General features: G+C 63.2%; 13 protein-coding genes. 11 read left to right on the top strand and 2 right to left on the bottom strand.

The features are described 5' to 3' along the window. Positions 1-150: 150 nt before the first annotated feature. The gene (locus AC30NL_RS06745) at positions 151-618 is read right to left on the bottom strand and encodes a hypothetical protein (RefSeq protein ID WP_489463242.1); all 468 of its coding nucleotides are present in this window, start codon (positions 616-618) and stop codon (positions 151-153) included. 412 nt (positions 619-1030) lie between these two features. Between AC30NL_RS06745 and AC30NL_RS06740 the strand changes: the two genes are divergently transcribed. The 8 genes from AC30NL_RS06740 (at position 1031) to AC30NL_RS06705 (ending at position 10471) form a co-directional block, all read left to right on the top strand. After that, positions 1031-1531 carry a cupin domain-containing protein gene (locus AC30NL_RS06740; protein ID WP_489463241.1) on the top strand — a complete coding sequence of 167 codons (501 nt, stop codon included), beginning with the start codon at positions 1031-1033 and terminating at the stop codon, positions 1529-1531. A gap of 227 nt (positions 1532-1758) precedes the next feature. Further along, entirely contained in the window at positions 1759-2958 is a 1200-nt protein-coding gene (locus tag AC30NL_RS06735; RefSeq protein WP_489463240.1) for a substrate-binding domain-containing protein, read from the top strand. Positions 2959-3143: 185 nt separating this feature from the next. After that, positions 3144-4580 carry an extracellular catalytic domain type 2 short-chain-length polyhydroxyalkanoate depolymerase gene (locus AC30NL_RS06730; protein ID WP_489463239.1) on the top strand — a complete coding sequence of 479 codons (1437 nt, stop codon included), beginning with the start codon at positions 3144-3146 and terminating at the stop codon, positions 4578-4580. Positions 4581-4598: 18 nt separating this feature from the next. After that, positions 4599-5357, top strand: a complete 759-nt coding sequence (locus AC30NL_RS06725; RefSeq protein WP_489463238.1) for an ABC transporter ATP-binding protein — start codon at positions 4599-4601, stop codon at positions 5355-5357. Continuing rightward, positions 5350-6099 (top strand): ABC transporter ATP-binding protein, encoded by a 750-nt coding sequence (locus AC30NL_RS06720; protein WP_489463237.1) that lies wholly within the window; start codon positions 5350-5352, stop codon positions 6097-6099. Before AC30NL_RS06725 ends, AC30NL_RS06720 begins: the two co-directional genes overlap by 8 nt. Then, a complete protein-coding gene (locus AC30NL_RS06715; protein ID WP_489463236.1) occupies positions 6096-7121 on the top strand; it encodes a branched-chain amino acid ABC transporter permease in 1026 nt (341 codons plus the stop codon). Before AC30NL_RS06720 ends, AC30NL_RS06715 begins: the two co-directional genes overlap by 4 nt. 24 nt (positions 7122-7145) lie before the next feature. Continuing rightward, positions 7146-8228, top strand: a complete 1083-nt coding sequence (locus AC30NL_RS06710) for a branched-chain amino acid ABC transporter permease (RefSeq protein ID WP_489463235.1) — start codon at positions 7146-7148, stop codon at positions 8226-8228. Positions 8229-8332: 104 nt separating this feature from the next. Continuing rightward, positions 8333-10471 (top strand): 3-hydroxybutyrate oligomer hydrolase family protein, encoded by a 2139-nt coding sequence (locus tag AC30NL_RS06705; protein ID WP_489463234.1) that lies wholly within the window; start codon positions 8333-8335, stop codon positions 10469-10471. A 247-nt stretch (positions 10472-10718) separates the two neighbouring features. Here the strand turns inward: AC30NL_RS06705 and AC30NL_RS06700 are convergent, their stop codons facing one another. Further along, positions 10719-11858 (bottom strand): ABC transporter substrate-binding protein, encoded by a 1140-nt coding sequence (locus AC30NL_RS06700; RefSeq protein WP_489463233.1) that lies wholly within the window; start codon positions 11856-11858, stop codon positions 10719-10721. A 284-nt stretch (positions 11859-12142) separates the two neighbouring features. Between AC30NL_RS06700 and uvrA the strand changes: the two genes are divergently transcribed. From uvrA to AC30NL_RS06685, 3 genes are all read left to right on the top strand, one after another. After that, positions 12143-18043 carry an excinuclease ABC subunit UvrA gene (uvrA, locus tag AC30NL_RS06695; protein WP_489463232.1) on the top strand — a complete coding sequence of 1967 codons (5901 nt, stop codon included), beginning with the start codon at positions 12143-12145 and terminating at the stop codon, positions 18041-18043. A 180-nt stretch (positions 18044-18223) separates the two neighbouring features. Beyond that, complete coding sequence (locus AC30NL_RS06690) at positions 18224-18463, top strand: hypothetical protein (RefSeq protein WP_489463231.1); 240 nt, start codon at positions 18224-18226, stop codon at positions 18461-18463. Between the two features lie 352 nt (positions 18464-18815). Further along, positions 18816-18959 (top strand): hypothetical protein, encoded by a 144-nt coding sequence (locus AC30NL_RS06685; RefSeq protein ID WP_489463230.1) that lies wholly within the window; start codon positions 18816-18818, stop codon positions 18957-18959. Positions 18960-19127: the final 168 nt, after the last annotated feature.

The following is a 19127-nucleotide window of genomic DNA, read 5'->3' as shown; positions in this document are numbered from 1 at the left end:
TCAAAAGGCGCCTGATCTAGGCGCAAAGCGCAGCCATAGCTTGGCTATGGCGAGCATTTGCAACGACGAGCAGGGGGCTTTTGGCGTGATGAGCGGGCATGCACGGACGACAAGTAACGTCAACATGGCAAGTGGCGAACGTCGACAGCATCAGTGCTTGCGACGCAGCCTGTCCATTCGCATTCGCGCCATGTGATTCACGAACGCCTGCTCGAAGAAGTTCGCGTCCTTCAGCAACTGATCGCCCTCGATCTGACACGCGTCCTGTAGCTTGACGAGATCGTCTGGCGGCAAATCGGCCTGTGCCTTCTCGGCGCTGCGCAGCAGCTCTTCGGCCTGCGGCGAGCGCACACCCTGTTTGTAGACCGTGCCGATAAAGGAAAACGATGCCTTCACGATCGGCATCAGCGGTGCCTCGGCCGTTGCATCGCCGCGCTTCACGCGTTGTGCCAGCGGTTCGCCGCGGGCCTTCAGCGCTGCCACGCACTCGGCGCAGTGCGCAATGGTGGGCACCGACGGTTCAGCCCAGGCGAGGCTGCAGAGCAGCCCTGTCGCAACGACGATGCCAGCGCCGTAGTGCCACTGCGGTAGAAGAAATGTTGTCGATCTTCGGCTCATCGCTCGCATTGCCCTGTCGGCGCTGGCTTGAGACCGGGATCGGTCACAGCTGCGAAGTCACAGCTGCGAAATGTACAGCTGCATCCGCTGGCGTGTTGCCGCATCTGGCAGGCGGCCCAAGCATGGCACCCATGTTCTCGTCCAGGTGCTCGGGGTGGTGGGTGGCTGCAGTCAAATTCGGCCGCCCATCGGACCGTCGCAGACATCTGGACGGCGTGCGATTGCGCACCGGGCCGCGGTCTGGATGCCGGTGCGGCTTCCAGGGTCGAACCATGACAACACGGTGACGCAGGGGTATGGTCGTGTCCGGGTTGAGCGACGAGGTTCGCGCTGGAAGCAGCCAGACGGCCAGTGGACCGGCGCGGTGGCCCATCGTCCGGAACGTCGATCCGCGCATACCGAGGAGACCAAGATGAACCATCGCATCCCGAGTTCAATGTTCGTGTTGGCGACGGCACTGTGCATGGCCCCAGCTGGCACGTTCGCAGCAGATGCAGCCCCGATCGGCGAGGCGACGATGATCACACCGGACCAGTTGAAGTGGGGTGACGCGCCGCCGTCGCTGCCGAAAGGCGCGAAGCTCGCCGTGCTGCACGGCGATCCTGGCAAGGACGGAACGTTCGTCATTCGGCTCAAATTGCCGGCGAACTACAAGATCGCGCCGCATACTCATCCCGGGGCTTACTCGGTGACGGTACTCTCGGGGACGCCTTCTGTCGGCATGGGTGAGAAGGTTGACGCCAAGGCAGCGCATGCGCTGAAGGCCGGTTCGTTCCACTACCTTCCCGCCAAGACCAGCCACTATTGGCTCGTGAAGGGACCGACGGAGATCGAGGTGCAGGGCGCGGGGCCGTTCGCCGTCACTTATGTCAACCCGGATGATGACCCGGAGAAGAAGGCCGCAAAGAAATAGGCTGCAGTTTCCAACGGTGATCGAGCGAATGGCCACCCTCGATCATCGCGGCCATTGATGTGAAGCAGCGCGAGCGTCGTTGTGATGGAGCGCCGCGCAAACGTCACGGTTCACGGCGCGGTTAGCGTTGTGTCAAGCATCTCCTTGTCCGCGGCGTCGTCTGCTTGCCGGACAACGGCTTTTCAAATAGCGTCCGAGGGGAGGCTCATCCTCAGGAGACATGACCCATGAACCGAGTCCCTACTCGTCGGCTACTGCTGGCGTCCATGCTGGCTTGCGCTTTCGCTGCTCCCACGCTCGCGCATGCGCAAGCCAAGGAAATCCGCATCGCTCACGTCTACAGCAAGACAGGTCCGCTCGAGGCCTACGGCAAGCAGACGCAGATCGGCCTGATGCTGGGGCTCGAGTACGCGACGCAAGGCACGATGATGGTTGGTGGCAAGAAGCTCGTCGTCGTTGAAAAGGACGACCAGGGCAAGCCCGACGTCGGAAAGAGCCTGCTCGCCACGGCTTATGGCGACGACAAGGCCGACATTGCTGTCGGCCCCTCGTCGTCGGGTGTGGCGCTCGCGCTACTGCCCGTGGCCGAGGAATACAAGAAGATTCTCCTCGTCGAACCCGCGGTGGCCGACGCCATCACCGGCGACAAGTGGAACAAGTACATCTTCCGCACCGGCCGCAACAGCTCGCAGGATGCCATCAGCAATGCGGTAGCCCTCGACAAGGAAGGCGTGTCCATTGCGACGCTGGCGCAGGACTACGCGTTCGGCCGCGATGGTGTGAAGGCCTTCAAGGACAACATCAAGAAGGCCAAGATCGTCCACGAGGAATATCTGCCGCAGAACACCATGGACTTCACCGCCGGTGCGCAGCGCATCTTCGATGCGCTCAAGGACAAGCCAGGCAGGAAGGTGATTTTCATCGTATGGTCTGGCGCCGCCAACCCGTTCAAGATTGCCGAGCTGCAGCCCGAGCGCTTCGGCATCCAGCTCGCGAGCGGCGGCAACATCCTGCCGCAGCTCGTGAACTACAAGGTCGCGCCGGGCATGGAAGGCGCCGCGTACTACTACTTCGGCATTCCCAAGAATCCGGTCAACGAGTGGCTGGTGGCGAACCACTATTCGAAGTTCAAGTCGCCGCCTGACTTCTTCACGGCGGGCGGGATGTCGGCCGGCATCGCCCTCGTGGAAGCGCTGAAGAAGACCAGCGGCGACACCAACACCGAGAAGCTCATCAAGACCATGGAAGGCATGAGCTTTGAATCGCCCAAGGGCAAGATGACCTTCCGCAAGGAGGACCACCAGGCCATGCAAAGCATGTACCACTTCAAGATCAAGGTGGACCCGGCGTTCGCGTGGGGTGTGCCGGAACTGGTGCGCGAGATAAAGCCGGAAGAGATGAACGTTCCAGTGAAGAACAAGCGCTGAAAGCGATCGATTGATCTCCCTATCCCCTCCGGGAAGAGGGTTGGGGTGAGAGGCAGCGCCCTAAACAAGGCACCCACATCAGTCCGGCCGCAAAAGAAGAGCCTCATCCATGAGGCCTCCACCCCATCCTCCCCAGAGAGGGAGGGCGAGATATAGCTTCCGCCTCGGGAGAAGGAGTGACTGGCATGACATTCTTTCGTTGGAAGGCATGGGCCGCCGCCGCATGGGCAGCCCTCGCCGTTGCGGCACAAGCATCTCCGCTGCCTGTGCTGGTGATCGACAAGTCGCAGACAAGCGTCTCCGGCCTGTCGTCAGGGGGCTTCATGGCGGTTCAATTGCACGTGGCGTATTCCGCGACGTTCAAGAAGGGCGCGGGCGTCGTGGCCGGCGGTCCCTTCTATTGCGCCGAAGGGTCCATCGTCAATGCGACGGGGCGCTGCATGAAGCACGGCAGCAGCATCCCAGTGCCCAGCCTCGTCAACACGACCCAGAACTGGGCCGCGAGCGGCGATATCGACCCCGTGGCGAACCTCAATGCCTCCAAGGTCTACATGTTCTCGGGCTCGCTCGACAGCGTAGTCACGCAGCCTGTGATGAACGATCTGCTCACGTACTACCAGAGCTTCGTGCCCACGGACAACATCGTCTACCGGAAGGACGTCGCGGCTGAGCACTCGATGGTCACCGACGACTACGGCAGCACCTGCTCGACCAAGGCGCCGCCCTACATCAATGACTGCAACTTCGACGTGGCTGGAGCCATCCTGTCGCACTTGTACGGCACGCTCAATGCGCGCAACAACGGAACGCTGTCGGGCAGCTTCACCGAGTACGACCAGACCACTTTCATCAGCGGCCACGGCATGGCGACCACCGGTTGGGTCTATGTGCCGCAAGCTTGCGTTGTCGGCGCGACTTGTCGCCTGCATGTAGTGCTTCACGGCTGCAAGCAGAACACCGCCGACGTCGGCCAGCAGTACGTTCGCGACACCGGCTACAACCGCTGGGGCGATACCAACAACATCGTCATGCTCTATCCGCAGACCAGCCAGGCGGCGACCAACAGTTGCTGGGACTGGTGGGGCTATGACAACGCCAACTATTCGAAGAAGAGCGGCCCGCAGATGGCTGCGGTGAAAGCCATGGTCGACCGCGTGTCCAGCGGCACGCCCGCCTCGACCCTGCCGGCGCCCAGCGGCGTGGGCACCTCGGGAGCAACAGACGCGAGCATGGTGATTGAATGGTCGGCGGTGACTGCGGCGAGCGGCTACAACGTGTACCGAGACGGGTCGAAGGCGAACGCGCCGCTCGTCACGTCGACGAGCTACACCGACACGGGCCTGTCGCCGGGCACGACCTACAGTTGGACAGTGAAGACGGTCGACGGCAACGGCGCGGAGAGTGTGGCATCGTCGCCTGCGATCGGCACCACCACCGGCAGCGCCGCGGTCTGCTTCACCGCGAGCAACTACGCACACACGACCGCCGGCCGAGCTCACCAGAGCGGCGGCTATGCCTACGCCAACGGCTCTACCCAGAACATGGGATTGTGGAATGTCTTCATCACGACGACGCTCAAGCAGACCGGCCCCAACTACTACGTGATCGGAAGCTGCCCCTGATCGGGTGGTGAACCCAGGATGCTCGAGACCAAGAACATCACCATTCGCTTTGGCGGCCACGTGGCGGTCGACCACGTGAGCTGCGCCTTTGCGCCCGGAACGCTGACAGCCATCGTCGGTCCCAACGGGGCAGGCAAGACGACGTATTTCAACCTCATCTCGGGGCAGTTGCGCGCGACGGAAGGCTCGGTGCATCTCGACGGCGTGGACATCACCAACGACAGTGCATCGTCGCGCACGCACCGTGGCCTGGGTCGTGCGTTTCAGTTGACGCAGTTGTTCCCGAATCTTTCGGTGGTGGAAAACGTGAGGCTGGCGGTGCAGGCGCGACGCAAGGAAGGGCTCAACCTCTGGTCGGTGTGGCTCGATCATCGCGACACGCTGGCCCGTGCCCACGAGCTGGTTGGCCGCGTGAAGCTCGGCGACCGCGCCGATGCCGCCGCCAGCAGCCTGCCGCACGGTGACCAACGCAAGCTCGAAGTGGCGATGCTGATGGCGCTGGAACCCAAGGTGTACATGTTCGACGAACCGACGGCCGGCATGAGCGTGGACGACGTGCCGGTGATCCTCGATCTGATCCGCGCCTTGAAGGCCCAGCGCGACAAGACCATCTTGCTGGTCGAGCACAAGATGGACGTGGTGCGCGAGCTGGCGGATCGCATCATCGTGCTGCACAACGGGCAGTTGGTGGCCGATGGCGATCCGACGGAAGTCATCGCATCGCCGGTGGTGCAGAACGCCTACCTTGGCATGACGACGGCGCAGGCCCATGACTGATGCCATCCTCAAACTCGATGGCGTGCACACGCACATCGGGGCTTATCACATCCTCCATGGCGTGGACTTCGAGGTGCCGTCTGGTGAAGTGACGATGCTCCTCGGCCGCAACGGCGCGGGCAAGACGACCACGCTTCGGACCATCATGGGCTTGTGGCCTGCATCGCGCGGCAACATCTTCTTCGATGGAAGACCCATCGGTGGCGAAAAGGGTCGACTCGCAACGCCTGAGATCTCGCAGCTCGGCATTGCCTACGTGCCCGAGAACATGGGCATCTTCAGCGACCTCAGCGTGCGCGAGAACCTGCTGCTCGCGGCGCGCAAGGCAAGCAGCATCGACGACATCGACACACAGCGGCTCGAGTGGCTGTTTGGCCTTTTCCCCGCGATCAAGAAGTTCTGGCTTTACCCGGCAGGCAAGCTGTCGGGCGGACAGAAGCAGATGCTTGCGATCTGCCGCGCGATGATCGAGCCGCGCCGCCTGCTGCTCATCGACGAGCCGAGCAAGGGCTTGGCGCCCGTGATCGTGCAGAACCTCATCTCGGCCCTGCGCAAACTGAAGTCCACGCAGACCACTGTGCTGCTCGTCGAACAAAACTTCAGCATGGCGAAGTCGCTCGGCGACCGAGTAGCCGTGATGGACGACGGCCGCATCGTGCACACCGGACACATGGCCGAACTGGCCGAAGACGAAAGCCTGCAGCATCGACTGCTCGGCTTGTCGCTGGGAGCCCATCAATGAACACCGTCGCTGCGCAGATGCCGGCCGCAACTGCCGCCATCCCCAAGGTGAGCTTCGACTGGGTGCCGATGGCGCTGGTCGTTGTGCTCGCAGTCGCTGCCATGCCGTTCATCGGCTCTCCTTCGACCTGGCTCACGCTCACGGTCGCGGGGTTGGCGATGGGCATGATCGTCTTCATCATCGCCTCCGGCCTGACACTGGTGTTCGGCCTGATGGACGTGCTGAACTTCGGCCACGGTGTCTTCATCGCCATGGGCGCCTTCGTCGCGATGAGCGTGCTCGGCACCATGCCCGACTGGACGGCCTCCACGAGTCTGTGGATGAACCTCGTCGCGGTGCTGCCGGCCATGCTGGCCGCGATGCTCGTGGCCGGCGTCGTCGGATGGGCCTTCGAACGTGTGCTGGTGCGGCCCGTCTACGGCCAGCATTTGAAGCAGATCCTCATCACCATGGGCGGCATGATCATTGGCGAAGAGATCATCAAGATGATCTGGGGGCCGGGCCAGCAGGCGCTGCCTCTGCCTGGTGCGCTCAAGGGCTCATTCATCTTCGGCGATGCGGCAGTGGAGAAGTTCCGCGTCCTTGCCGTGGTGATTGGCGCTGTGGTGTTGATCGCGATGCTCTTCACGCTGAACCGCACCAAGATCGGCCTGCTGATCCGCGCCGGCGTGCAGGACCGCGAGATGGTCGAGAGCCTGGGCTACCGCATCCGGCGACTTTTCATCGGCGTATTCGTTGCCGGCTCGGCGCTTGCGGGTCTGGGCGGAAGCCTGTGGGCGCTCTACGAGCAGGGCGTGGTGCCGCAGATGGGAGCGAAGGTGAACGTGCTCATCTTCATTGTGATCATCATCGGCGGACTGGGGTCGACGCTGGGCTGCTTCGTGGGTGCGTTGCTGGTGGGGCTGCTCGCCAACTACACCGGATTTCTCGCGCCCAAGGTGGCGATGTTTTCGAACATCGGGTTGATGGTCCTCGTGCTGCTGTGGCGGCCACAAGGGCTGTATCCGGTGGCCAAGCGTTGAGCGTGCTGAGTGCCGTGATTTGACATGCTGAACCGCCTCCTCTCCCACGACCTGCCGCGCAACCGCTGGTTGAGCCTCCTGCTCATCGTCATCGTGCTGGGTCTCGCATTCACGCCCTTCCTGTTCCCCGGCACCAAGGCGCTCAACGTCGCCGCGAAGATCCTTGTATTCATCGTGCTCGTCGCGAGCTTCGATTTGCTGCTGGGATACACCGGCATCGTGAGCTTTGCGCACACCATGTTCTTCGGCATTGGCGCCTACGGCGTCGCCATCGCGAGCACCCGCATGGGCCCAGGGTGGGGCGCGTTGCTCATCGGCGTTGCCGCGGCGCTCGTCGTGTCGTTGTTGCTGTCGCTGTTGATCGGCCTCTTCAGCCTGCGGGTGAAAGCGATCTTCTTCGCGATGATCACGCTCGCCGTCGCGTCCGCCTTCCTCACGCTGGCCTCGCAGATGTCGGACTTCACGGGCGGCGAAGACGGGCTCAACTTCAAAGTGCCTGAAGCCTTGCAGCCCGGCACGCAGTACCTCGAGAGCCCGGTGCTCGGCGCATCCATCGACGGCCGTTTCGTCACTTACTACCTGCTCTTCTTCGCGGCGCTGGTGCTCGTGCTCACCATGCTGCGCATTGTCAATTCGCCCTTCGGACGTGTGCTGCAGGCGATTCGTGAAAACGACTTCCGCGCCGAGTCCATCGGCTACCGCACGGTGGTCTTCCGCACGCTGAGCAATGTGCTGTCGGCGCTGTTCGCGACGCTCGCTGGTTCGCTGCTCGCGCTCTGGCTTCGCTACAACGGGCCCGACACGTCGCTCTCGTTCGAGATCATGCTCGACATCCTGCTCATCGTGGTCATCGGCGGCATGGGCACGATCTACGGCGCCGTCATCGGCGGCGTGCTATTCCTGCTTGCGCAAAGCTATCTGCAAGACCTGATGAAGCTCGGCGCGTCTGCGGTCGATGGCGTCCCGGTTCTCTCGCAGATCATCTCGCCAGAGCGCTGGCTCTTGTGGCTGGGCATCTTGTTCGTGCTCTCGGTCTATCACTTTCCAAGCGGCGTCGTCGGTCGAATGCGAACGATCCGCTCATCAGTCTCCCCGCCAAAGAAATGACGGTCACGCGCCGGAGGGCGGCCCAGAGGCTGAGAGTTTTTCGCTCAGCCTCTCAGAGGCTTGGCGCTCGCCTGAACATGTCAAAAATCAAGGAGAAGACAGCAATGAATCGAATTTTTCAACAGAGTTCGTGCCTGCTGGCGCGCTTGGGCATCGCCGCGTCGGCATTGCTGTCGGCCTGCGGCGGCAAGATCGCGACCGAGGCCATCAACGTCAAGCCGAGCTACGTCGGTACGGTGAAGGCCACTGCATACGACGGCACCACCGACGACCTGCTCACCGCCGGCCTCGGCAAGACCGGCCTGACGCTCGCGCTGCCGGCCTATGTGGATCCGGCGCATCCGAGTGCCGCCGAGCTTCGCCGCGCGGCAATCTACAACAACTACCGCGCCATGCTGGACATGACGGCCGCAGGTGGCTATGGCACGTTGTACGGCCCGAATGTCGATGCCGCCGGCACGGTGACCACGGACGAAGGCAAGATCGCAGGCACTGAATACATCGCCTTCAGCGACGACGGAACCGGCGCTCAGAACGTCACGCTGATGGTGCAGGTGCCCTCGACCTTCGACAAGGCCAACCCCTGCATCATCACCGCGACATCGTCGGGTTCTCGCGGCATTTATGGCGCGATCTCAACGGGCGAATGGGGGCTGAAGAAGGGCTGTGCAGTCGCCTACACCGACAAGGGCACCGGCGCCGCGCCGCATGATCTCGCAAATGACACCGTGCCGCTGATCGACGGCACGCGCAGCACCTCGGCCGCCGCTGGTGCCAACGCACAGTTCGGAGCACCACTCACGGGCGTGGAACTGGCGGCCTTCAACACGGCGTCGCCGAACCGCTTTGCCCTCAAGCATGCGCACTCGCAGCGCAACCCCGAGAAAGACTGGGGCAAGTTCACGCTTCAGGCGGTGGAGTTCGCGTTCTATGTGCTCAACGAGCAGGTGGGTGCCATCAGCTCCGACGGCATCAACAAGATTCAGTCCTTGACCTCGGCAAACACCATCGTCATCGCATCGAGCGTCTCGAACGGCGGTGGTGCGGCCATCGCAGCCGCCGAGCAAGACACGGCGGGTCTCATCGATGGCGTGGCGGTGTCGGAGCCGGCCGTCGAGATGCCTGCAAGCCCGGGCCTCACGGTCAAGCGCGGTGCGGCCACGCTTGCCGTTTTCGGCAGGTCGCTGATCGACTTCACGAGCTACGCCAACTTGTTCCAGTCCTGCGCATCGCTGTCGGCGACGCTCGCGGGCACACCCTTCCAGGCGAGCTATGCGACATCTCTCGGCCTCTTTGCAGGCAACCGCTGCGCGACGCTCAAGGCCATGGGACTGCTGACGGCGACCACCACCGCAACGCAAGCCGACGAGGCTTTGCAAAAGCTGCGCGACTATGGATGGGAGGCCGAGTCCGACGCGCTACACGCATCACTCTCAGCCTTCGAAGTCGCGCCGGCCGTGACGGTGACCTTCGCCAATGCGCTGGCCCGTTCGAGCGTAAAGGACAAGCTTTGCGGCATCAGCTTCGCGGCGACCACGGCGGGTGGGGCGGTGACGACCATCGTCGACACGCAACTTGCGCAGATGTTCGCCACCGGCAATGGCGTCCCGCCGCAGCCGGTGCCCAACATGCAGTTGATCAACGACAACAACCCGACTGGACCGTTGCGTGCGCTGCTGTCGGTGTCTGCGTCCAGCGGCACGGCTGACTTCGATGCCGACGGTGCGCTGTGCCTGCGCAACCTGCTCACGGGCACCGATGCGGCGTCGCTCGCGCTTCAGACCGGGCTCAACGAAACACGCCGCAATGGCAACCTGCACGGCAAGCCGGCCATCATCGTCCATGGCCGCGCCGATGCCCTGCTGCCGGTGAGCCACACCTCGCGTCCGTACTACGCGCTCAACAAGCTCACCGAAGGGGCGGCGAGCAAGCTGTCGTACATCGAGGTGGAAAACGCGCAGCACTTCGATGCTTTCATTGGGCTGCCGACGGTGTTGCCTGGCTATGACACGCGCTACATCCCCCTGCACGTGTACTTGAATCGCGCGCTCGATGCGGTGTACGCAAACCTGAAGAGCGGCACGGCGCTGCCTGCGAGCCAGGTGGTTCGAACGGTGCCGCGCGGTGGTACCGCAGGCGCTGCACCGGCAATAGCGGCAGCCAACGTTCCGGCCATCGAAGCAGCACCGACGACGGCCAACGCCATCGGCTACGCGGGCGGCACGGTGAGCATTCCCGATTGATTATCGAGACCGCTGGCCATGCCGAGCACGTCGCGCTATTTGTTATGCGCAGGTCGCGAGATCCACTTCACCGAGTGGGGCTTGCAGCATGAGGACGGGGTGATCGCCTGGCATGGCCTCGCGCTGATCCACACTCAAATCGGCACGTACGGAACCCCGCAAAAATGTCGCTTCGCCCCGGAATAAAAAGGCTGGGAGGCGGGCGGCGCCTGGGTCCTGTGCTTTGCATATCTGCGATGCGGACCGTTCAGCGTTGGAACTTTCCGTCGGCCCCGATGATGGACAAGTCCGCGTAGTCCAGGCCCGTGTGATCGTTGGGCCCGTAGCTCACTTCCAGTCCGCCGATGTCCACCTTCTTGAAGCTCTCCAGTGCATGCTGCAGCTTTGCGCGCGTCGGGTGGTCGCCGGCACGGCGCAGACCTTCGACCAGCACCTTCGCACCTGCATAGCCTTCGAGCATTGCAGGCGTTACATCGGAAATGCCCTTCTTGACGGCAAGGTCCCTCGCCTCTTTCACGAAGGACGAAGAGAGCGAGTGTTCATTTGGAAAGACCTGCGACACGATCGTGCCGTGCGCGAAATCGCCCATTTGCTTGATGAAGCCACCCGAGGCGTTGTTCGACACTGTCACGATCTGCGCGAGCGAACCGCCGGCGCGGATCAGCTTGGTCGCATCCGACACCGAACCCGAGGACCCGATGAGGAACACGGCCTGCGCATCCAAGTCCTTGGTCTTCTTTACGATGGTTTCGAAATTGGGCTTGGCCCGGTCGAACTTCTCGATGAAGAGCGGGTTGAGCTTGGCCTTCTCAAAGCCCTTTTGTGCACCCAATGCGCAGTCGGAGCCGAAGGAGTCGTCCACGTGCACGAGCGCTATGCGCGACATGCCGATGGTGGTGAGGAGAGTCACCGCTTTCTCGGCCTCGCGTTGGTAGGGGGCTCGTACGTTGAAGATCCACGGGTGCACCGGCGTGTGCAGGCTCATCGCGCCCGTCGACGGCGCGACCAGCGGGATCTGGTATTCGTCGAGCAGCGGGCGAATCGCCTCGGTGTGCGGCGTGCCCCGGCTCATGAAAAGTGCCAGCACGTTCTTCTCGACGATCAGCTTTTTCGCGTTCTCCGCGGCGAGCTTGGGGTCGAATTTGTCGTCCATCGACACGAGGTCGATGTGCTGACCGTGGATGCCGCCGTGGTCGTTGATGTGGTCGATGTACAGCTTGGCGCCATCCGTGTTTTCTTTCACGCCCGAGGACGCCGGGCCGGTGAAGCCGGAGGTCTGTCCGATGAGGATTTGAGCCAACACGCAAGGCGCTGCCGCCAGCGCGAGAAGGCCGAAGGCGAGCGCTCGAAAACGCCGATGGGCCGCGGGGCGTGCCGTGGAAGTCATTGCATGTCTCCAGTGCGGATTTTGTGTCGATGTTGATGACCTCCCTTCTTCGAGCTGCCCCGTCCTGTCGCATTGGCGACTGGTGGGGCAACGAATGGTGTCCTAGCTGGATCCGCACAGATCATGGAAAACCACACCAGAACGCCGAAAAGCGTGCATAAGCCGCCAGTCGGCACGTTTTCGTCATCGCAAGAGTTCCTGCCCCGATGGGTGTGGCCCTACCAGGGACGACCCGGGGTCGGGCCTCCTAGAATGTTCCGCTCCCCTCTCGGAGCCACCACCTCATGACCTCAGGTCTGATCCGAATCCGCGGTGCTCGCCAGCACAACCTCAAGAACCTGGACCTCGACATCCGCACCGGTGAGATCACCGTCGTGACGGGGCCGAGCGGCTCGGGCAAATCGAGCCTCGTGTTCGACACGCTGTACGCCGAAGGGCAGCGCCGTTACGTCGAAACCTTCAGCGCTTACGCACGGCAGTTCCTCGATCGCATGGACCGGCCGGCGGTGGACCGCGTGGACGGCGTGCCGCCGGCGATCGCCATCGACCAGACGAACCCGGTGCGCACCTCACGTTCGACCGTCGGGACGATGACGGAACTGAACGACCACCTCAAGCTACTGTGGGCGCGTGCGGCAGAACTGTTCGACAAGAAGACCGCCAAGCGCGTGCGACACGACTCGCCCGAGACGATCTATGCCGAGTTGATGGAGCGCACACGCGAGGATGATCCGAGGGTGGTGGTGACGTTTCCAGTGGAGTTGCCCGCGAGCGCGACCGAAGAAGAGATCGAGCAGTGGCTCGCGGCAAGTGGCTTCACGAAAGTGCAGGCGCAACGCGAGGTGGCATCGCCCACGGGGCCGCGCAAGGTGCTCGACGTGGTGGCGGATCGCATCCGTCTTCAAGGCGTGGAGAAGGTGCGGGCGGTCGAAGCGATCGAGACGGCATTGAAGCGCGGCAGCGGGCGAGTGAACGTGTACGTGCTGAACGACAGCGCCGAACCCGGCATCTGGCGTTTCTCCACCGGCCTGCATTGCCCCGACAGCGACATCCGCTACACCGACCCGCAGCCCGCGCTCTTCTCCTTCAACTCCGCGATGGGCGCGTGCGAAACCTGCCGCGGATTCGGCCGCGTCATCGGTGTGGACTACGGTCTCGTTATTCCAGACCACCGCAAGACGCTGCGCTCAGGCGCCATCAAACCCATGCAGACGCCAGCCTGGAAGGAATGCCAGGACGACCTGCTCAAGTACGGTGGGGAAGCCGGCATTCCTCGCGACACGGCCTGGGCGATGCTGACCCAAGGCCAGCGCGACTGGGTCATCAACGGCTCGCCGCACTGGAACGGCAACTGGAACAAGCAGTGGTATGGCGTCAAGCGCTTCTTCGAATACCTCGAATCGAAGGCCTACAAGATGCATATCCGCGTGCTCTTGTCGAAGTACCGCAGCTATACGCCCTGCGACGCGTGCGGCGGTGCGCGCCTCAAGACCGAGGCGCTGCTGTGGCGCCTGGGCACGAAGGACGATGCGGATCATGTGATGCGACCCGACAAGCGCTTCATGCCGGTGGGTGTGGACTGGACTCGCGAACAGCTTGAATCGCTGCCGGGGCTGGTCCTGCACGACATGATGCTCATGCCGATTGAAAAGATCCGCTCCTTCTTCGACCGGCTGTTTTCTGCGTCGCCCACTTGGGGAGGCGGGGATGAACTCGACGGCAGTCGCCCCCGCCTCCCTTCGACAAGCTCAGGACAATCGGAAGGAGTGAACACTGCGATGCAGCTCCTTCTCACGGAGATACGCACACGGCTGAAGTACCTCTGTGACGTCGGCCTCGGGTACCTCACGCTCGACCGCCAAAGTCGCACCCTGAGCGGCGGCGAGGTGCAGCGTATCAACCTCACGACGGCGCTGGGCACCTCGCTCGTCAACACCCTGTTCGTGCTCGATGAGCCGAGCATCGGCCTGCACCCGCGCGACATGAACCGCATCGTCGAGGCCATGCATCGGCTGCGCGATGCGGGCAATACGCTGGTGGTGGTCGAGCACGACCCTGCCGTGATGCTCGCAGCCGACCGCCTGATCGACATGGGCCCGGGCCCTGGCGAGCGCGGCGGCAGCATCGTCTTCGACGGCACACCCGAACAGATCAAGAGCGCCAATACGCTCACCGGCGCCTACCTCGGCGCGCGCAAGCACGTGGGCATGGGGGGCATCAAGCGCTTGGTCACCGAGTCGACGCCGCGACTCATCCTCGAGGGCGCGCGCGAGCACAACCTCAAGAATGTGACGGTGGAGTTTCCGCTGTTGCACCTTGTGTGCGTGACGGGGGTGTCCGGCTCGGGCAAGAGCACGCTGATGCAGGACGTGCTGTTCCCTGCGCTCGAACGCCACTTTGGAAAACCCACCGAAACGCCCGGCGAGCACGACCGGCTGCTGGGCGGTGATTGGCTGAGCGATGCGGTCTTCGTTGACCAGTCGCCCATCGGCAAGACGGCGCGGTCCAACCCTGCGAGTTATGTCGGCGCCTTCGATGAAATCCGCAAGCTTTTCGCAGAAGCGCCGCTTGCATCGCAGCGCGGCTACGGGCCGGGCATGTTCAGCTTCAACGCGGGCGACGGTCGCTGCCCGACCTGTGGCGGCTCGGGCTTCGAGCATGTGGAGATGCAGTTTCTGTCCGACGTGTACCTGCGCTGCCCCGATTGCGACGGTCGGCGCTATCGCGCGGAAATCCTCGACGTGAAGATCGATCGGCGAATGCCTGGCGAAGTGATCCGCGACCTGAGCGTGGCCGACGTGCTCGAACTCACGGTGAGTGAAGCCGTGAAGCTGTTCGCCAACGATCGCGAAGTGATTCGCGTGCTGCAGCCTATCGTCGACGTGGGCCTCGAATACGTGAAGCTCGGCCAGCCTGTGCCGACCTTGAGCGGCGGCGAGGCGCAGCGGTTGAAGCTTGCGGGCTTCCTTGCCGAAGCGGCGCAGAACAAGACAGCGAGCCGGCAGGCCCTGGCGAAGAAGGGCACGCTCTTCATGTTCGACGAGCCGACGACAGGCCTGCACTTCGATGACATCGCCAAGCTGATGCGCGCGTTTCGCAAGCTGCTCGATGCGGGGCATTCGATCGTCGTCATCGAGCACAACCTCGACGTGATCCGCGCGTCCGACTGGCTGATCGACCTCGGGCCCGAAGGCGGCGAGGCAGGCGGGCTGGTGGTGTGCGCAGGCACGCCTGAGGAGGTGAAACGGCATCCCACATCGCACACCGGCAAGGCGCTTGCTGACTACGACACGGCGCTCGGCTTCGGCGGCAGCGCGGTCGAAGAGGGCAGGCCGCTGCAGTCCATCGTGAAGACCCTGCGCGACGAGCGCCGTGCGAGCGAGGAGGTGATCCGCATCGTCAATGCACGCGAACATAACCTCAAGTCGCTGGACGTGAGCATCCCTCGCGGCAAGTTCAGCGTGATCACCGGCGTGTCGGGCTCGGGCAAGAGCACGCTCGCCTTCGACATCCTATTCAACGAAGGGCAGCGGCGCTATCTCGAGTCCTTGAATGCCTATGCACGCAGCATCGTGCAGCCGGCGGGGCGGCCTGAAGTGGATGCGGTGTACGGTATTCCGCCCACGGTCGCGATCGAACAGCGCCTGAGTCGCGGCGGCCGCAAAAGCACGGTCGCGACGACGACCGAGGTGTGGCATTTCCTGCGCTTGCTGTACGTCAAGCTGGGCCTGCAGCACTGCGTGAACGACGGCGCGCCCGTCAAGCCGCAAAGCGCCGAGAGCATCGCCGCGCAAATCATTCGCGACCACAAGGGCCAGCACGTGGGCCTGCTCGCACCGCTGGTCGTCAACCGCAAGGGCGTCTACACGGACCTTGCGAAATGGGCCAAAGCACGCGGCCACACGCATTTGCGTGTGGACGGCGACTTCACGAAGGTGGACCCGTGGCCGCGCATCGACCGCTTCAAAGAACACACGCTGGAGCTGCCCGTGGGCGACCTCATCGTGATGCCCGAGAACGAAGCTGAGCTGCGAGCGATGCTCACCAAATCCCTGGACCTCGGCAAGGGCGTCATGCACCTGCTGAGCCCGCTCGAAGGCCTGCGCGGCGCCATGCTCGCGGGCACGCCCACGAGCAAGGTCGGCGAGGTCAAGGTGTTCTCGACCAAGCGCGCGTGCCCGGTGTGCGGCACAAGCTACCCAGAGCTCGACCCGCGCATGTTCAGCTACAACAGCAAGCATGGGTGGTGCAAAACCTGTGTCGGCACGGGGCTCGCGTTGACGCGCGAGCAACGAAAGGCCTACGACGATTCCGTCCGCGACGACGACAACAAGGGGCGCGAGCAGAGCTTCCCATCGGAAGAGATGGAAGTCGAAGGCGTGGTCGACGAGCCTTGCCCGGACTGCGGCGGCACGCGCTTGAACCCGGTGTCGCGCGGTGTCACTTTCGAGTCGCACTCGATCGCGTGGATCGCCCAGTGGTCGGTGACGGATGCGCGCAAGTGGGTGGAGGGCTTGATCCTCACAGGTCGTGACGCAGAGATTGCGCGAGACGTGATCACCGAGATTCACAGCCGTCTCGAATTCCTCGAAGAAGTCGGCCTCGGCTACCTCACGCTCGACCGCGCAGCGCCGACGCTCAGTGGCGGGGAAGCGCAGCGCATCCGCCTTGCGGCCCAGCTTGGCAGCAACCTCCAAGGCGTCTGCTACGTGCTCGACGAGCCAACCATCGGCCTGCATCCGCGCGACAACCAGATCCTGCTCGACGCGCTGCACAAGCTGGGCGACAAGGGCAACACGCTGGTGGTGGTGGAGCACGACGAAGACACGATCCGTCGAGCAGATCACATCATCGACATCGGGCCGGGCGCTGGCAAGCGCGGTGGGACGCTGGTCGCCGAAGGCACGGTGACGGAGTTGTCCTCGCATGCAACATCGGTCACCGGCAAGTTCCTGGCGCAGCCATTGATCCACCCGATCAATGCAAGACGCGACATGCTCTCTGCGCCGCTGGGGGAGGGCGGGGGCGACGGCCTCATAGCCAAGACCGCATCCAAAGCCAAAGGCAAAGGAAAGGCCAGCGCCACGTCCCAAGCGCCCAACCCGACGCGGGTGAGGGAAGCGCTCACCATCAACGCCGCCTCTCTGCACAACCTCCAGCACATCACCGTTGACGTGCCCCTGAAGCGCCTCATTGCCATCACCGGCGTCAGCGGCTCTGGCAAGTCCACGCTGGCGCGAGACGTGCTGCTATCGAACCTGCAGTTCATCAATGCGCGCGGTGCCAAGCCGCGATGGCAGGGCTGCGAGAGCATCGACGGCTGGCAGCAGGTCGATCGCGTGCTCGAAGTCGACCAGACGCCCATCGGCAAGACGCCTCGCTCCTGCCCTGCGACCTACATTGGTTTCTGGGACACCATTCGCAGGCTCTTCGCCGACACGCTCGAATCGCGCGCTCGCGGCTATGCACCAGCACGCTTCAGCTTCAACACCGGCGATGGCCGTTGCCCGGCCTGCGAAGGGCAGGGCGTGCGCACCATCGAGATGAGCTTCCTGCCCGACGTGAAGGTGCCTTGCGACGTGTGCCATGGCCAGCGCTTCAACGCTGAGACGCTGGCAGTGAGTTGGCGTGGCAAGAGCATCGGCGACGTGCTGCGCATGGAGGTCGACGAGGCAGTGGAGTTCTTCGCATCCATGCCCAACATCTCATACCCACTGCAGTTGCTGAAGGACGTGGGCTTGGGCTACCTCACTCTTGGTCAGCCCTCACCCACGCTGTCGGGCGGCGAGGCGCAACGCATCAAGCTTGTGACAGAACTGACCAAGGTGCGCGACGATGTGACCCGTCGCGGCAACAAGGCGCCGCACACCTTGTACGTGCTTGACGAGCCGACGGTGGGCTTGCACATGGCCGACGTGGAAAAGCTGATTCGCGTGTTGCATCGGCTGGTGAACGGCGGGCACAGCGTGGTCGTGATCGAGCACGATCTGGATGTGATTGCGGAAGCCGACTGGGTGATCGACCTCGGGCCTGAAGGCGGCGTGCGCGGAGGGGCGGTGGTGGTCGAGGCGACGCCTGAGGGCGTGGTGCGCTGCGCGGCGAGTCACACAGGAGCGGCGTTGAGGCCGGTGCTCGCGCGCACGGCAGAGGAAGTGGTGATGGGTGGACGACGAGATGTAGCGTGATGCGTTTCGGCTCTTACTGGTTGGTTGCATCGCGGGGGGTGTTCACCTTGTGAGCGCAAGTGACTTATGGTGCACCGCGCAATTCGACGCTTGTCCGCCATATGCGGGAAATCGCCTAAGCCAATGACAAGGAGGTGGCCTTATCGTGCACGTTCCAGCTGGTAGTCGAAGGGAATATGCGTGACCTACGTTGACGTGACACGTGCGATTCTGCAGGCCTTGGCGGACGTCAATCCGCGAGGCATTCATACCGATGCGCTGGCTTGCATCGTGCAATGCGAGCAACTGGCGCTCCGCAAGGAACTTCGATTGCTCGGTGCGACAGGAGCGGTTCGATGTGCCTCCGATACGGCAGAAGTGAGCATCACGGAACCCGCGATTGCGATGCTGCGACGACGTTCGTCCGCGATCAGGCACTAAGCCGAACCGGGACTAAGGAGCGGGGCATCTGCGGGAGCAATCGCCCTGAATCAGGACGATGACGACCAATTCGGCTTGATCCTTGCGAAGCGGCACTCGGGCGCATAGCAGAGAGCGTGAAGAAGGGCCATGTACTGCTTATCCCCCCGGACGGATCAATGTCGTCCGGCGCGGCGGTACTCGACGAAGCGCAGGCGCGTGCCTGATTGCGATGCCCTCAATTCGGTCTCAAGCCGGGCAGATGCCGGCGGGTGGTACAAAATGGGCCGGCATTTCGTTGCGACGTGTTGCGTTCTCTGAACGCTCTATCAAACGAATATGTGAACACCTATCCGACCATCAGGAGATCTACATGAGTGCTGACAAAGACCGCGGTATCCGCAGACAAAAGCAGAAGCGCGCCAAGGAGTTGAAGAGACAGGCCAAGCAGCAACAGAAGCAGTTTGGCCTTGGTCACAGCCAGGCGACAAAAACGGCGGAGCAAAAAGGCGCATAGACCACGTCTTCTGCCGCGCGCTCCTGGCGCCAGCCGAGATGGCGCGTTCGAACGAGTTGCGCCGTCTTCAGAGGCTGAGAGTTTTTCGAGCGTGACCGAGCAGCGCGTCAAAAGGCACCTGATCTAGGCGCAAAGCACAGCCATAGCCCGGGCTATGGCGAGCATTTG

It is taken from the genome of Rhizobacter sp., from assembly GCA_021153565.1.
In the GTDB taxonomy this organism is placed as follows: Bacteria; Pseudomonadota; Gammaproteobacteria; order Burkholderiales; family Burkholderiaceae_C; genus Albitalea.
Note: the sequence above shows the minus strand (reverse complement) of the source record. Positions and strands in the feature narration are given on the sequence as shown.

Coding starts and splice junctions, on each gene's coding strand:
- AC30NL_RS06745 (WP_489463242.1), bottom strand. CDS start 618: ATGAGCCGAAGATCGACAACATTTCTTCTACCGCAGTGGCACTACGGC.
- AC30NL_RS06740 (WP_489463241.1), top strand. CDS start 1,031: ATGAACCATCGCATCCCGAGTTCAATGTTCGTGTTGGCGACGGCACTG.
- AC30NL_RS06735 (WP_489463240.1), top strand. CDS start 1,759: ATGAACCGAGTCCCTACTCGTCGGCTACTGCTGGCGTCCATGCTGGCT.
- AC30NL_RS06730 (WP_489463239.1), top strand. CDS start 3,144: ATGACATTCTTTCGTTGGAAGGCATGGGCCGCCGCCGCATGGGCAGCC.
- AC30NL_RS06725 (WP_489463238.1), top strand. CDS start 4,599: ATGCTCGAGACCAAGAACATCACCATTCGCTTTGGCGGCCACGTGGCG.
- AC30NL_RS06720 (WP_489463237.1), top strand. CDS start 5,350: ATGACTGATGCCATCCTCAAACTCGATGGCGTGCACACGCACATCGGG.
- AC30NL_RS06715 (WP_489463236.1), top strand. CDS start 6,096: ATGAACACCGTCGCTGCGCAGATGCCGGCCGCAACTGCCGCCATCCCC.
- AC30NL_RS06710 (WP_489463235.1), top strand. CDS start 7,146: ATGCTGAACCGCCTCCTCTCCCACGACCTGCCGCGCAACCGCTGGTTG.
- AC30NL_RS06705 (WP_489463234.1), top strand. CDS start 8,333: ATGAATCGAATTTTTCAACAGAGTTCGTGCCTGCTGGCGCGCTTGGGC.
- AC30NL_RS06700 (WP_489463233.1), bottom strand. CDS start 11,858: ATGACTTCCACGGCACGCCCCGCGGCCCATCGGCGTTTTCGAGCGCTC.
- uvrA (WP_489463232.1), top strand. CDS start 12,143: ATGACCTCAGGTCTGATCCGAATCCGCGGTGCTCGCCAGCACAACCTC.
- AC30NL_RS06685 (WP_489463230.1), top strand. CDS start 18,816: ATGAGTGCTGACAAAGACCGCGGTATCCGCAGACAAAAGCAGAAGCGC.